Here is a 13896-nt window from a genome sequence, read left to right as displayed (position 1 = left end):
TCCACCGGTCTTCCCGTCACCGCAGTATCGGGAGCATTGTTTCAGAAAACGGTTACTGAATCATCTATACCCCGTGGCAGCGGCGTCATCCGCCGGCCAGCGCACGGGCGCGCCGTCCACGGGGTAGCGCGCGTAGGTCACTCGGGCACCGAGCACGACCTCGATCCGCTCCCCGTCCGGCAGTCGCACCATGACCCGGTCGCCGTCAACGGACGCAGTGATCCACGCTCGCAGCGCGGCGGGATCGACACGATCGCCAGTGAGCACGATCAGCGAGACGTAAAGGGCGGTCCCGCCAGGATGGTCAGGCGCCACCAGATGCGGCGTGGCGGAGCACACGCCGAACGCGTTGGCGTCCACGGCTTCCACGGTCGCGGCAGCACGGAAACCGTGCAGGGCGACGACGACGCTGGTCAGACCGTCCGGCCGACTGACCTGGCCCCATCGGCGACCGGTGCGGACCGCCGGTGGGTGAGGACCGGCCAGCGCGTAGCCACCATCCCGGACGACGTGGCCAGGCGGGGCAGTCACGCGGTGGACGCGCAGTTCCCGCGGTCCCCGCACGATCGACGCCGTCTCCACCCGCACCGGGCCGTCCTCGTACGCCGACGCGGCGAACCGGTCGTCGACGGCGATCGGCTCGATGCGCCGGCGCCGAGAGGCGACGCCGTCTGGCCCGATCACAGCGAGATGACCGTCCACCGCCCGCACACGAGCGTCTTCACTGACTTCGGGAGACGCATGCGATGCGTACCCGAACCGGGTGTAGTGCGGGTCCTCGATCCCGTCAGCGGGCAGGTGGCGCGCCCGGTCGCTGCCGTGGTTGACCACGCGCACCACCCCGTCGTGGCGGGTGGCGTGCAGTAGCCAGCCAGGGCCTGGCATCGCGACGACCTGGTCGCCGTCGTCGATCGGCGCGGCGCTCTCCCGCACTGTCCACACCGGATGGTCCGCGGGCAGCAGCAGTCCGAGAAACGCCTTGCTGGCCCAGTACGGCGAGGCCGGACCGGAGTAGTGCTGGGTGCACGGCAGGAAGCGGTCGTACCAGCCAAGGCCGAGCAAGCCGCGCTCGTCCGGCACGCCGCGCTCGACGAAGTGCCGCAGTACGCCGCTGGCGATCCGCCGGGAGCGGCCGGCGGGCAGCGGGGTCGCGTCCATCAACTCGCCCAGCCACAGCGGCGCGACGCAGGCGAACCGGTAGCTCAGCGACCGCCCCTGATGCACCGGCGCGCCGTCACCGGCGAACATGTGCTGGTACTGCTCCAGGAAAACACGCAGCCGCTCCCGGTACACCTCCCCGCGGCGCCGGTCGCCCGACATCCGGGTCCACAGCAACGGGTATAGGTGCAGGGCCCACCCGGCGTAGTAGTCGAAGCTCCGCCCGGCGCCGTCGGTGTACCAGCCGTCGCCGACGTACCACTGTTCGATCCGGTCGAGCCCGTCCTCGATCCCGGCCGGGTCGTGCGGTCCGCCGACATTGGCGAGGAACTGCTGAACCACCACGGGGAACAGCACCCAGTTGCTTTGCCACGTCCGTTTGCCCACCACGCCGGCGAGCCAGGCCACGACACGTTCCCGCACCGAGGAATCGAGCCGGTCGAACAGCCAGCGGCGGGTCTCGTGCAGTGCCAGCGCGACCGAGGCCGCTTCCACGAGCTGTTGCGAGCAGTCAGCGGGCACCGGCCATGCGTACCGGTGGCCGGGATCGGTGCCGTGGGCAAGGCCGTCCGCATACCGCTCGATGAGTTCCGCGGGTACGTCACCACCGGCGCCGGCGATGCGGAAGGCCGCGAGCAAGAAGGTCCTGGCGTATCCCTCCAAACCGTCGCTGTGCAAGCCTGCGCGGCCTGGTCGCCCCGGCAGGCGGTACTGGGCGCGGCCCGGCGTGGCGTAGGGCGCTACGGCGTCCAGCAGGTGATCGGCCACCGCTTCCCAGTGCGCCCTGGTCCACCCCGTGTAGGGCGACAGCAGTCCGTCGACCGAAGGAAGTCGGACATGAGTTAAAACGTTTGTACCGATAGCTCGAGCTTAAGGCTGAGTCGCGACACAATCAACGCCGTTACTGACAACGAAAAATAGACCTGTGGGCCTTGACACGATCAAGAAACCCTTGGTTCGCTGCCATCAGCGGTAGTAAACGTTTCAACACCGTCTCAGGTGGAGGGCACCGATGCCCGAACTTTCCCGCTGCACCCTCCTGGGCGCCGCGATCACCGGCGCGGCAAGCCGGCTGCGCGCACCCTGGCAGGCCACCGCCGCGCCGGGAGGTCAGCCACCCGCAGCGACCCCCGCCGCGGACGCGGGGGTGTCGCTGCGCTGGCTGGAAAACGAGGTGCCCCAAGCGCTCGTCGGCACCACCTGGGGCGTGCCGTGGCCACGGGGCGCCCTGCCCGGCGGCGCAGAGTTGTCCCTCACCACCGCCACGGGCCAAGCCGTGCCGGTGCAGTCGTGGCCGATCGGGTTCTGGCCGGACGGCACGGTCAAGTGGACCGCACACCCGATCGGCACGGAGGTCACGCCGGCGGCCGTCCGCACGCCACCGTTGATCGTCGCCCTGCCGGCCCACCTGCACGGCGCCGGTGTCTTCGGCACCTGCGCCTGCCGCACCGCTGCGCCAGGGTCACGGCGCAGACCGGTGATGCCGCGGATGGCCTCGCCGAGCACGCCGTCGCCGCGGCGACCTGATGCGCGATCTCGTCGACGTCGATCGCACGTTCCTCGTCCTCGCTCCGCTCCGCAAGATCCGCACCGAGCCGTACGAACCGGATCCCCACGCGCTGTCCGTCTCGCTCGGCACCGACTGGAGCGGTCTCGCCGCCGCCTTCCTCACCAAGTGGGAGCGCGGCGGGGACCCGGTCGCGCTGCGCAAGCTGCAGGCCGGCGCCCGCAACATCAGGGCTCTACCCAACGGTTTCATCCAGGGCAACGGTCTGTACGACTTGGACACCGGAGCGTTCACGCCCGCAGAACCCGCGGTCTCCGTGGGATCGCTCGGCGCGGTGTTCGGCCTTGTCGAGATCTGCAGCGAACTCGTCAGCCTGCTCGACATCCCGGAGTTCACCGAGGCCTGGGTGCAGTACTGCCGGCTGTACAACGCCACGGCCGAGGAGCAGCGGGCCGAGACCGGCCAGTCGTTCGGCAGCCTGAACCTGCGGCAAGCCCACTCCCGGCTCGGCGTGTACGCCGCAGCGAAGACCGGCAACGCCACGCTGGCCGCCAGGGCGTGGCAGGAGTCCTACGCAGGCCACGCCGGCTATCCGCGCGACGCTCCCTGGAGCACTGTGCGGGTCGAGGGCCCTGCCGTGCACAAACCGGTGGACGAGGCGAGCTTCGTGTCCACGAACGCCACCGCGCAGGACGGCCTGGCCGCGATCTCGTGCCTGGCGCTGGTCGATGACCACCTGCCCTGATCCTGCACGGGGAGGATTCATGAAACAGTCCATCAAGGCTTGCATAGCCGCGGCCGCAGTCCTGCTCCTGTCCGCCACGGCGGCGGCGTCCTCAGGCGCCGCGGGCGCCGCGACGCCGGCTGACGGCGTCGCGCCGGCGGCCGCCAGACCGATGGAGAACCTCGGCCGCGGCGTCGTGGCCGTGCGGTCGAGCAACACCGGTGTTCTGGTCTCCTGGCGGCTGTTGGGGCTCGACCCGGACGGCATCGGGTTCAACGTGTACCGGTCCACCGCCGCAGGCCCCGAGGTCAAGCTCAACTCCGCGGTCCTGACCGGAGGCACCAACTTCGTCGACTCGACGGCCGACTTGACCCGGTCGAACAGCTACCGGGTACGGCCCGTGGTCAACGGCGCGGAGCAGCCACCGAGCGGCGCCTTCACGTTGACCGCCAACCACGCCGTCGAGCCGGTCGTCCGCTTACCGCTGCGCGCCGGTGGCCCGGTGAAGTTCGTCTGGGTCGGTGACCTCGACGGCGACGGTGAGTACGACTTCGTGCTGGATCGCCAGACATCGCCGCAGACACTCGAGGCCTACCGGCGCGACGGGCAGCTCCTCTGGTCGGTCAACATGGGACCGAACAGCACCAACCAGAACAACATCGAAGGCGGATCGTCCACGATCAACGTCGGCCACAACGACGGCGTCACCGTCTACGACTTCGACAGCGACGGCCGCGCCGAGGTCGCCGTGCGGATCGCCAACGGCGTCCGCTTCGGCAACGGCACCACGTTCACCAACAGCGACAACAACCGTCAGTTCATCGCGATTCTCGACGGCATGACCGGGGCGCCCCGCGCCACCGCTCCCGTGCCGACGGACTACCTGCGGGACGGCCCGATGTACGCCCGGTTCGGCGTGGGCTACCTCGACGGGTCCCGGCCCAGTCTGGTCGCCTTCATGAAGAACCGGATCGGCAACGGGGCGTTCAACCTCATGATGGGCGCCTGGCAGTTCACCGGCCAGTCCCTGACCCAGCAGTGGAAGTGGCTGCGCGGCAACCAGAACACACCCGACGGGCACAACACGCGCGTCGTCGACGTCAACGGCGACGGGACCGACGAGGTCGCCGAGATCGGGTTCGTGCTCAACGGGAACGGCACCCTGCGGTACTCACTGGGGCCCGCGGGCATCATCCACGGCGACCGCTTCCACATCGCCAAGATGGACCCCAACCGCCCAGGCCTGCAAGGCTACGGCGTCCAACAAGACAACCCCAGCGGTCTGCGCGAGTACTACTACGACGCCACCAACGGCTCCATCATCTGGCGACACATCGCGTCCGGCACCGCCGACGTGGGACGCGGCATGGCCGGCGACATCGACCCGCGGTTCCCCGGCATGGAGGTCTGGTCCTTCTCCGGCCTCTACAACGCACCCGCCAACCGCCTCACCGAACCGAACACCTCGCTGCGGCCATGGCCGCAACTGGGCCTGTGGTGGGACGGCGACATCACGATGGAACTGCTCAACGACGGCAAGTTCGAGAAGTGGAACCCGAACAACCCCACGCCCACCAACAGCCTGCCACGGCTGCTCACCACCTCGAACTACGGCGCAGTCGACGCAAGCCAGAACGTCCAGCCCACGTTCTACGGCGACATCCTCGGCGACTGGCGTGAGGAAGCTGTTTACACCAACGCGAGCTACAACCAGCTGATCATCTTCACCACCGATCACCCGACGAGCACAGGGCTGTACACGCTCGCGCACAACCCCGCCTACCGCAACGCCATGACGCTCAAGGGGTACATGCAGTCCCACCACGTCGACTACTTCCTCGGTGCCGGCATGACCCGGCCACCGCGGCCGAACATCACCTACCCCGGGAGATGACTCTGTGAGAACCGCGAAGTTCGTCACCCCTGCCCTCCTGTTCTCGGTGGTCACGGCGAGTTCCATCGCGATGGTCGCCGGCTCGGCGTCCGCGAGCGATGCGGCGGCCGGAAACGTCTACTACGTCGCCCCGAACGGCAACGACAGCGCAGCGGGTACGCAGGCCGCTCCGTGGGCCTCGATCGCCCGTGCGCAGGCCGTCGCCAAGGCAGGCGACACGGTTTACTTCCGGGGCGGCAGGTACGCCTACACCCGCGCGAACAGCGCCTGCTCGAGCCAGACGGCCAGAGTCGACGCGATCACCCTGAACAAGAGCGGCAGCTCGGGCAACCTGATCCGGTACTGGGCCCATCCGGGCGAGAAACCAGTCTTCGACTTCTCGCGAATGAGGGACAACTGCCGTATCAAGGGCTTCAACGTCACCGGCAGCTGGATCCACCTCAAAGGACTGGAAGTCACCGGCGTACCGCAGAACAACAACCGCAACGCCGAGTCCTGGGGGATCTGGGTTTCCGGCAACAACAACATCTTCGAGCAGATCAACACCCACCGCCACATGGGAACCGGCCTGTTCATCAACGGCGGGGGCGGCAACCTCGTCCTCAACTCGGACTCGCACGACAACTACGACCGGCGCAGCAATGACAAGCCCGGCGAGAACGCCGACGGGTTCGGTTCGCACTACACGCCGGCCGGCCGGCCCGCGAACGTGTTCCGGGGTTGCCGCGCGTGGTGGAACTCCGATGACGGGTTCGACCTCATCTCCACCTACTCGCCGGTGATCATCGAGAACTCGTGGGCGTGGCGCAACGGATACGTGCCGGGGACGACGACGCCCTCCGGCAACGGAGCCGGGTTCAAGGTGGGTGGCTTCGGTCGCGAGTACGACGCCAGGGCGGTGAAGCACACCGTCCGCTTCTCGGTGGCGTTCCTCAACAAGGCCGCGGGTTTCTACTCCAACCACCATCCGGTGGCCAACGACTACTTCAACAACACCGGCTACGGAAACCACCCCAGCTTCGACATGCGGGGGATCAACTCGAGCGGTGCCTCCGTCGGCCGGGGCAACCTGCGCAACAACATCGCATACACCGGCACGCTGCTGGCGAACATGAACGGTACGACGGCCTCGCACAACTCCTGGAACCTCGGTGTTCCGTTGTCGGACGCGCAGTTCCGGAGTGTGTCGACGTCCGGCTGGGACGCACCCCGCCAAGCCGACGGCAGTCTGCCCGTGCTGCCACATCTCCGCCTTGCCGCGGACAGCGCGCTGATCGACAAGGGCACCAACGTGGGACTGCCCTTCAGCGGGAGTGCGCCGGATCTCGGCGCCTTCGAGAACGATGGAAGGTGACATCATGAGGCAAACATCGCGTGTCGTTTCGAAGTACTGGAAGCTGGCCGCCGCCGCATCGTTGTCCGTGGCGTTGGCGGTATCGCTCTCGGCGAGCACCGCCGCGGCGGAGATACCGGCAACGCAGACACCGGCAACGGAGATACCAGCGACGGAGCTCCAGGACCAGGGTGCCGCTGCTGGACCGGTGACCGATCGCGGCCTCAAGAGTCTGGTGTCCGACTACCAGACGCGCACCCCGACGAAGTACACGGCTGACTCCTGGGCACCGTTTGCCAAGGCGTTGACCACCGCGGCCGATGTCGCCGACGACACATCGGCCAGCACGTCGGACGTCGCCGCCGCGAAGACGGCACTGATGACCGCCGCCGCCGATCTGAAGCCCGCTGACGAGGGCACGTTCCAGACCATCACGAACGACACCTTCTGGAACGACACCAGCGGCAACCCCATCTATTCGCAGGGCGGCGGGGTCTTCAAGTTCGGCGACACCTACTACTGGTACGGCGTGCACTACACCGGCGCCGAGCTCTACCGGGCCAATCCGACGAGGAAGTACGACGGCGACGTCAGGTTCGTGTCGATCCCGGTGTACTCGTCGAAAGACCTGGTGAACTGGAAGTTCGAGAACCGCGTCGCGACGCGGTCCACCGGCGTGGGCAACGGCGCCAACCTGGGTGGTGCGGGCTGGGTCGGGCGGCTCGGCGTCTCGTACAACGAGAACACCGGCAAGTACGTGCTCGCCGTGCAGATGTGGCACACGGGCAGGGGCGGGCACGGCGTTCTGCTGCTGCAGGGCGACTCACCCACCGACACCTTCGACTACGGCCACTTCCAGACCCAGATCACCAACTCGCCCACGACCGGCACCGGGGATCAGACCGTCTTCACCGACGACAACGGCAAGGACTACCTGATCTTCTCCAACCGCGAAGGACGGTCGCGCGGCTTCGTGGCCAAGTTCCGGGAGTCCGACTCGCTGCGGATCGAGCCAGGCGTGGAGATCCGCCGCGGCGACGGTCGCGAGGGCAACGCCATGTTCAAGCTCGACGGCAAGTACTACCACGCGGCGTCGGACCTGCACGGCTGGAACACCTCTGTCAACTACGTCAATGAGTCGACCAGCAGCAACGTCCAGGGCTCCTACAGCAGCGAGTACGTCCTTGCCGGCACCGAGATGGACTACAGCCACGTGACCCAGACCGGGTTCTTCGTGACGGTCAAGGGCACCAAGCAGAACACGGTGATCTACGCCGGCGACCGCTGGGCCGACTTCGCCTGGAACGGCATCGGGTACAACCAGTGGGTGCCGATCACCAAGACCGGCGCGAGGCCGCAGTTCCACTCGGTGAGCCAGTGGCAGTTCAACGTCACGACCGGCGAGTGGCGCGTCGGGCCGCAGAACAACTACATCCTCAACCCGGACATCCAGGCCGACCGCGTCATCGTCTCCAGTGTACGGGGATGGCGGAGGATCGGCGGTCGGTCGACCAATGTCAACGGTGGTGCGAACGGGTCTCGCTTCGCACTCCAGGTGGGTGACCGCGGCGGCGTCGAGCAGCGGATCGAGACGGTGCCCCAAGGCACCTACACCCTGTCCTTGCACGCTCGGGGCAGCTCCGGACAGGTCGTGGTAACCGGCGCCAACGGCAGCGAAAAAACTCTCAACGTCCCGTCGTCGGGGGGCTGGAGCAAGCGCGAGCTCACCGGCATCGAGCTACCCAGCGGGGGCGCCACCGTCACCGTGCGGGCGTCGGGTTCGGGCGGCTTCACCGTCGACCAACTCTCACTCGTCAAGGTGTCCGACGACGGCACACCGCCAGGGCAGTGACCGGCATGACCTCATGACCGGCCGACATCAACAAGTCCGGCAACGGACCCGACCGGAACTCCAATCGCTGCACCCATCCCTGCACCGAAGGAGTCAGCCATGACCATGCAACGACGGACATTTCTCAGCGTGAGCGCGGCCGGAGCGGCGGGCGTGGGCCTGTCCCTGCTCGCCGCCGGGGTGGCACCGGCCGCCGTCGGGCCGTTGGACACGGCGCCGACCACGCCGGCCGCGCCGTTCGCGGTCTCGGCGGCGCCCGCGGCGCCCGGTCCGCCGTTCACCAACCCCCTCGTCGGCACGCCCAACAGCGCGGACCCCTCGATCGTGTACAGCGGCGGCAACTGGTACTACGTGGCCACGACGTGGTCCTCGAAGATCATCATGCGCAGGTCGTCCACTATGGCCGGCCTGAAGACCGCGGCGGAGCACACGGTGTTCACCCTGGCCCCTGGGCCCGGCTGCTGCAGGATGTGGGCACCGGACCTGCAGTGGATCAACAACCGGTGGTACCTGTACTTCTCGGCGGCGGCGTCGCCGGGCCAGGGTGAGCGCCGGACCGGCGTGCTGGAAAGCTCCGGTACGGACCCGATGGGCCCGTACACCTACCGGGGAATCCTCAACCTGGAGCCCAACAGTGGGTGGGCGATCGACGGCAGCGTGGTCCGGTTCAACGGCCGCGTGAACCACTTCGTCTACTCCGCGTTCCGCGGTGGGGAACAGGGGCTGTTCATCGCCCCGATGTCATCGCCGACCCAGGTCTCGCGGAACGGGGTTCGGATCTCGTCCCCGAGGCTGTCGTGGGAGCGGCAGGGCGGGGCGGTCAACGAGGGCCCTTACGCCGTGTACAACGCCGGAAAGACATTTCTGACGTACTCGGCGAGCTCCTGTCAGACACCTGACTACAAGCTCGGCATGCTGACCTGGACCGGTGGCGACCCGATGTCGGCCAGCTCATGGACGAAGATGTCCACGCCCATCTTCCAACGCAGCGACGCCAACGGCGTCTACGGCCCGGGTCACGCCTCCTTCGTCAGGTCACCCGACAACACCGAAACCTGGGTCGTCTACCACGCGAACTCCTCCACCAGCGAGGGCTGTGGCACCACCCGCACCACGCGGGCTCAGAAGATCAACTGGAACTCGGACGGCTCACCCAACCTCGGCGTGCCGGTCCGGACCGGGACCTCGATCGAGGGTCCCTCCGGCGACTCGTAACAAGCCCAGGAATTTTAGATCTAGTGACTGGACATCTCATGACACTGACCATGGCGTCTGATGGTTACTCATCAAGATCATCGCGGAGCACTCGGTCGTTGCGCCGGTTGCTGATCGCCCTGGTGGTGACCGCGCTCACCGCAGTGGCAAGCCCCGTCGTCTCCGCGTCGCCGGCCAATGCCGCCACCAGCCAATTCCGCGGCATGAACTGGGCCGTGCTGGGTGACAACTTCAGCACCAAACCGCTCGTCGTGCAGGGCCTGAGCCAGTCAGACAGCAACGCGACAGTACGGGCCAAGGCCAACGCCCTCTACGACGACATGGCCTCCACCATGGAGGTCAACACCGTCCGGCTGCCTATCAACACTCACACTGTGGCCAACACGACCTGGTGGAACGCCTACCGCGGCGCTATCGACGCCGCCACCGCCCGTGGATTCAAGGTCATCCTCGCCTATTGGGAGGACGGCGCCGCCTCCGGCGGCAGGATCACGAACATCGCCGCATGGAACAAGATGTGGTCCAGCGTGACCAACACGTATGGCTCGAACAGCAACGTCTACTTCGAGCCGATGAACGAGCCGCACGGCTACACATCGGCGGGCTGGCGCAACGTCGCAGCGAACTGGCTCAGCTATCACACCTCGGCAGTGCCCGGCCGGGTGCTCATCGGCGGCACCGGCTACAGCCAGGACCTGCGGGACATCTGCAACGACAGTCGCTTCAACTCGACGCTGCTGTCCTTCCACCACTATGCCTTCTTCTACCCCCCGATGACCTACGACGCCTTCCGAAGCCACATGCAGACGCGTCTGGGCAACTGCGCCTCCCGCGCGGTCGCGACCGAGTTCGGCGCGCCGATGTCCACCGGCCTCAACTACGGCGACGCGAACAGCTCCGACAACTTCGTGCGCCACATCCGCGCCATGGCCCAGGTCATGCGTGACAACCAAATGGGCGGCACCTACTGGCCCGCCCTCGGCGGCAAGCCCGGCAACATCGGTTACGACTGGTACTCGATGTACGCCCTGAGCGGCAGCGGCACCAATCTCAACTTGACCGTCCGCAACACCTCCGGCGCCGACCGGATCCGGTATGCCTGGGGCGACGACTCCACGCCTCCGCCAGGAACGGGAACGGTCTAGAGGATCAACGTGCGCCAGAGCGGTAAGGCCGTGGACGTCCAACAGCCGAATACCGACAACGGTGCGCGCGTCGGCCAGTACACGTACGGCGGCCGGGGCCAACCTGGGGAATAGCCGACAATGGACCGACGTCGACGACCGCAGCCGCGCGATCGCGGAGGCATCGGCGAACATGACGGGAAACGCGTTGAAAGACCGCCGATGACGTCGGCGAGTTCGAACCTCGGGTGCATCCCCAGCTCGGCGCCAAGTGCGCGAAACCCGCGTTTGCCGCACCTGCTGCACGGTGTCGTGGAGGCCGGCTCGACCTCGAACCGCACGGGCGGTCGCACCATCGACGGCGTGACCGCCCGCATCGCTCACCGCCTGCTCGCGCTGGCCGCCACGATCTGGCACAACCGCGCCACCGTCCAACCTGTCACCCGATCCCCGATCGCCTACGACCACTGACCGGTTAGGCCTCAGATGACGTCGATGACCGCGGTGACCTGGCCCAGAGCCGTCGTCCCGACGACGACGACCTCACCGGGCTTGTCGGTGGCTCCGTCCGGCAGCGCCCGCCAGTGAACGGGGATTGTGGTGATGGCGTTGTTCGCGGTGGTGAGTTTGCGGATGGAGGAGGGGAGCGCCGGGACCCGGCCTACGCCGGTGGTGACGTAGACGGTGTCTTCAAGGATGTGCCTGGCCTGGCTCGCGTTGTACACGTTGATCGATGCGTGCGGCTCCCAGGTGTTGGGCAGCTCGGGCACGGCCCGGAACATCGGCTGGAAGCCCGCCGGCTCCCAGACCAGCACGCCGGTGCCCTGGTTGCCGACCACGTCGTTGGCGGCTTGGAAGACCCGCTGGATGGCGTCTGCCTGGCCCTGGATGGTGCGTGGGAAGGGTGAGTTGGGCATCGGCGAGCCGTCACCGCCGGACGCGGGGTAGGCGGTCTCGGCGATGTCGATTTCGTAGCCTGGGTACGTCGTCGCGATCTTGTGCAGGTTGACGTCCAGGTCGTCGGGCGAACCGTGCCACTCCGGGTAGTACGAGATCGCGAGCACGTCGGGGTTCTGGCCTTTGGCCTTCACTCGGGTGAGGAACTGGTGCCAGAACTCCATGGTCTTGGCGAGCCGCCCGGTGCCGACGATCACGTGGATCTCCACCTTGGTCTTCGGCGACGTGTCGCGGACGGCCTTGATCCCGGCCGCGGCCAGCGTGGTGAACCGGTCCCACGCCTCGTTGTAGAGCCGCTGCTCGGCCGGGTCGGTCGACTGCCAGTAGCGCCACAGCAGGCCGCCGCCGGGCTTCGACTGGTAGATGTCGGCCTGGTTGACGAAGTACGGCGGGGCGGTCGTGCCGATGAGGGCCGCCTCGCTGCCGTACATGAAGCCGTTGATGATCTCGTTTCCGACGGCGACCTTGTCCGGCTTGGTGCCCTGCCGGATGAGCTGGCGGAGGTAGTCGCTGGTGTAGCCGTACACCGCCCTGGTCAGATCGTCGAACTCCAACTGGGCCCAGGCGCGCGGTTTCGGTTGCTTGCTCGGGTCCGCCCAGGAGTCCGCGTAGTGGAAGTCGATGCCGAGGCCCATGTTCCGGTCCTTGACCCACCGTGCGGACTGGAGCGAGCGTTCCGGTCCCTGGCGCGGGATGGGCGTCGGTTCGCCGGTGCTTTCGCTCCTCGGCTCGTTGAAGATCCGCAGCCGGGCGTACTCCATGCCGCGGTCCTTGGCCACGTCGAGCAGGTGCGGTCCGGCGCCCCTGTCGGGGGCCAGGGGGTTGACCCAGTACTCCTGGTTCTGGCGGTCGTCCATCCATGACAGATCGGCACCGAGGGTGAGGTTGTCGCGCAGGTAGTTGAAGACCTGGATCTCACTCACCCCGATCCTGGGGTGGCCTGACTTGCCGATGACCGTGAGCCGGACGAAGCGCGTTCCCGGCCGGGTGAACAGATGCACCGCTCCCCGTGACGCGGCTCGGCTGCGGGACCTGTCGGCGATCTCCTTCCACCGGCGACCGTCGGACGAGGCCTCGATGATGTACCGGTACGCCACGCCACGGTCAGCGAAGATCACCTTGACCTTCCGCAGGTTGTCGTAGGCGCCGCCGAGGTCGACGGTCAGCCGCTGCCGGGCGCTGGGGCCGTCCGCGTACCAGGACGTGGCCGGGTTTCCGTCAATTGCTAATCGGGCGGTGGACGAGCCGCTGCTCGCCGTGGCGGAAGCCCAGAACTTGGCGGCGATGTTGCTCTCGATCGGCTTGATGTCGGCGGTGCCGTAGATGGCGTGGGCCGGCGCGGTGGCTGTGAACATCCCCGCCACCACGGTCGCGAGCACGGTGAGTGCCGCGGTGACGCGGGTCCGATACCGATTGATCATGTCTCTCCCAAGGTGTGCGGTTACGAGTCGGCCAAGTAGTCGGTGGCGCTCACGCCAGGAGAGACCTGGTACAGCGCGCCGGTTGTCGCGTTCGCGTCCAGGTACGTGGTGCTGTCGCGGACGGTCGCGATCCGCTTTCCGTTGCGGTAGACCGCGAAATCCGGCCCGGCGAGGCCGGTGGCACAGGCACCGGCGGCCTCCCTGCCGAGCAGGCACCGGCTCAGGTGCACGCCACCGCTCGTGGTCGACGCCACGAGCCTGCGGCCGGGATGTTCCAGGGGAGTGGAACACGGCTGCCAGGGCCGCGCGGTGGCGGGTGGCTGCCAGGCCGGGAGGGTGGTGATCACCACCGCGGACACAATGCTTCGTCGCGGAACCACACTGGTTACGATGAACCGTTTCAATCTGATGTGCAAGAGCCAATAACGTTGCCACGTAGGAAGGAAAGCGTTCTCCTATCCAGCTGTTGATGGGCGACCTGATGCTCTTGCTGGGCTGGGCCTTCGAAGACATGCCACGCCACTACGGGGCCAGCGCGGCGGCCGAACGCGCCCAGGAGACCCATCAGCGGATGGGGATCGGTGAGAATGTCTAGCCCGAACCCACCGGCCGGAGCGGGGGCGAGCGGATCCGGAGACGGGCTTACGCTCCGCCTGGTTACTGGGATGATGGCGGCGGTGGTCGGCCTGACGTTCCTGTTCGGATTCGGGA

10 protein-coding genes and 2 pseudogenes are annotated in these 13896 nt (G+C 67.4%); 9 read left to right on the top strand and 3 right to left on the bottom strand.

Going from position 1 to position 13896, the window contains the following annotated elements; translation table 11 throughout:
* Window positions 1-60: 60 nt before the first annotated feature.
* Window positions 61-2019 (bottom strand): DUF2264 domain-containing protein, encoded by a 1959-nt coding sequence (locus ACTWQI_RS15775; protein WP_443271041.1) that lies wholly within the window; start codon window positions 2017-2019, stop codon window positions 61-63.
* 151 nt (window positions 2020-2170) lie between these two features.
* On the opposite strand from ACTWQI_RS15775, the pseudogene ACTWQI_RS15770 reads away from it, so the two are divergent.
* The 8 genes and pseudogenes from ACTWQI_RS15770 to ACTWQI_RS15735 all read left to right on the top strand — a co-directional run.
* Window positions 2171-2509: pseudogene (locus ACTWQI_RS15770) on the top strand (Tat pathway signal sequence domain protein); the annotation flags it as partial.
* A 175-nt stretch (window positions 2510-2684) separates the two neighbouring features.
* Window positions 2685-3410 (top strand): exo-rhamnogalacturonan lyase family protein, encoded by a 726-nt coding sequence (locus tag ACTWQI_RS15765; RefSeq protein WP_443270923.1) that lies wholly within the window; start codon window positions 2685-2687, stop codon window positions 3408-3410.
* A gap of 19 nt (window positions 3411-3429) precedes the next feature.
* Window positions 3430-5283 carry a rhamnogalacturonan lyase family protein gene (locus ACTWQI_RS15760; protein ID WP_443270921.1) on the top strand — a complete coding sequence of 618 codons (1854 nt, stop codon included), beginning with the start codon at window positions 3430-3432 and terminating at the stop codon, window positions 5281-5283.
* 4 nt (window positions 5284-5287) lie between these two features.
* Window positions 5288-6637 (top strand): right-handed parallel beta-helix repeat-containing protein, encoded by a 1350-nt coding sequence (locus ACTWQI_RS15755; RefSeq protein ID WP_443270920.1) that lies wholly within the window; start codon window positions 5288-5290, stop codon window positions 6635-6637.
* 4 nt (window positions 6638-6641) lie between these two features.
* The gene (locus ACTWQI_RS15750; protein WP_443270918.1) at window positions 6642-8468 is read left to right on the top strand and encodes a family 43 glycosylhydrolase; all 1827 of its coding nucleotides are present in this window, start codon (window positions 6642-6644) and stop codon (window positions 8466-8468) included.
* 99 nt (window positions 8469-8567) lie between these two features.
* Window positions 8568-9683 carry a glycoside hydrolase family 43 protein gene (locus ACTWQI_RS15745; RefSeq protein WP_443270917.1) on the top strand — a complete coding sequence of 372 codons (1116 nt, stop codon included), beginning with the start codon at window positions 8568-8570 and terminating at the stop codon, window positions 9681-9683.
* Window positions 9684-9781: 98 nt separating this feature from the next.
* A complete protein-coding gene (locus ACTWQI_RS15740) occupies window positions 9782-10828 on the top strand; it encodes a glycoside hydrolase family 5 protein (protein ID WP_443270915.1) in 1047 nt (348 codons plus the stop codon).
* Window positions 10829-11124: 296 nt separating this feature from the next.
* Window positions 11125-11278 (top strand): annotated as a pseudogene (locus tag ACTWQI_RS15735) (IS982 family transposase); the annotation flags it as partial.
* Between the two features lie 11 nt (window positions 11279-11289).
* Here the strand turns inward: ACTWQI_RS15735 and ACTWQI_RS15730 are convergent.
* Together ACTWQI_RS15730 and ACTWQI_RS15725 are read right to left on the bottom strand one after the other, a co-directional pair.
* A complete protein-coding gene (locus ACTWQI_RS15730; RefSeq protein ID WP_443270913.1) occupies window positions 11290-13185 on the bottom strand; it encodes a glycosyl hydrolase 53 family protein in 1896 nt (631 codons plus the stop codon).
* Between the two features lie 20 nt (window positions 13186-13205).
* Window positions 13206-13535: a rhamnogalacturonan endolyase family protein gene (locus tag ACTWQI_RS15725; RefSeq protein WP_443270911.1), complete on the bottom strand. Its 330-nt coding sequence runs from the start codon at window positions 13533-13535 to the stop codon at window positions 13206-13208.
* Between the two features lie 119 nt (window positions 13536-13654).
* On the opposite strand from ACTWQI_RS15725, the gene ACTWQI_RS15720 reads away from it, so the two are divergent.
* Entirely contained in the window at window positions 13655-13780 is a 126-nt protein-coding gene (locus ACTWQI_RS15720; protein WP_443270910.1) for a hypothetical protein, read from the top strand.
* Window positions 13781-13896 lie beyond the last annotated feature (116 nt).

This window comes from Streptomyces sp. KR80, assembly GCF_052245555.1.
In the GTDB taxonomy this organism is placed as follows: domain Bacteria; phylum Actinomycetota; class Actinomycetes; order Streptomycetales; family Streptomycetaceae; genus Streptomyces.
This window is presented reverse-complemented; position numbering and strand designations above follow the sequence as displayed.

Coding starts and splice junctions, on each gene's coding strand:
- ACTWQI_RS15750 (WP_443270918.1), top strand. CDS start 6,642: ATGAGGCAAACATCGCGTGTCGTTTCGAAGTACTGGAAGCTGGCCGCC.
- ACTWQI_RS15745 (WP_443270917.1), top strand. CDS start 8,568: ATGACCATGCAACGACGGACATTTCTCAGCGTGAGCGCGGCCGGAGCG.
- ACTWQI_RS15765 (WP_443270923.1), top strand. CDS start 2,685: ATGCGCGATCTCGTCGACGTCGATCGCACGTTCCTCGTCCTCGCTCCG.
- ACTWQI_RS15730 (WP_443270913.1), bottom strand. CDS start 13,185: ATGATCAATCGGTATCGGACCCGCGTCACCGCGGCACTCACCGTGCTC.
- ACTWQI_RS15760 (WP_443270921.1), top strand. CDS start 3,430: ATGAAACAGTCCATCAAGGCTTGCATAGCCGCGGCCGCAGTCCTGCTC.
- ACTWQI_RS15720 (WP_443270910.1), top strand. CDS start 13,655: ATGGGCGACCTGATGCTCTTGCTGGGCTGGGCCTTCGAAGACATGCCA.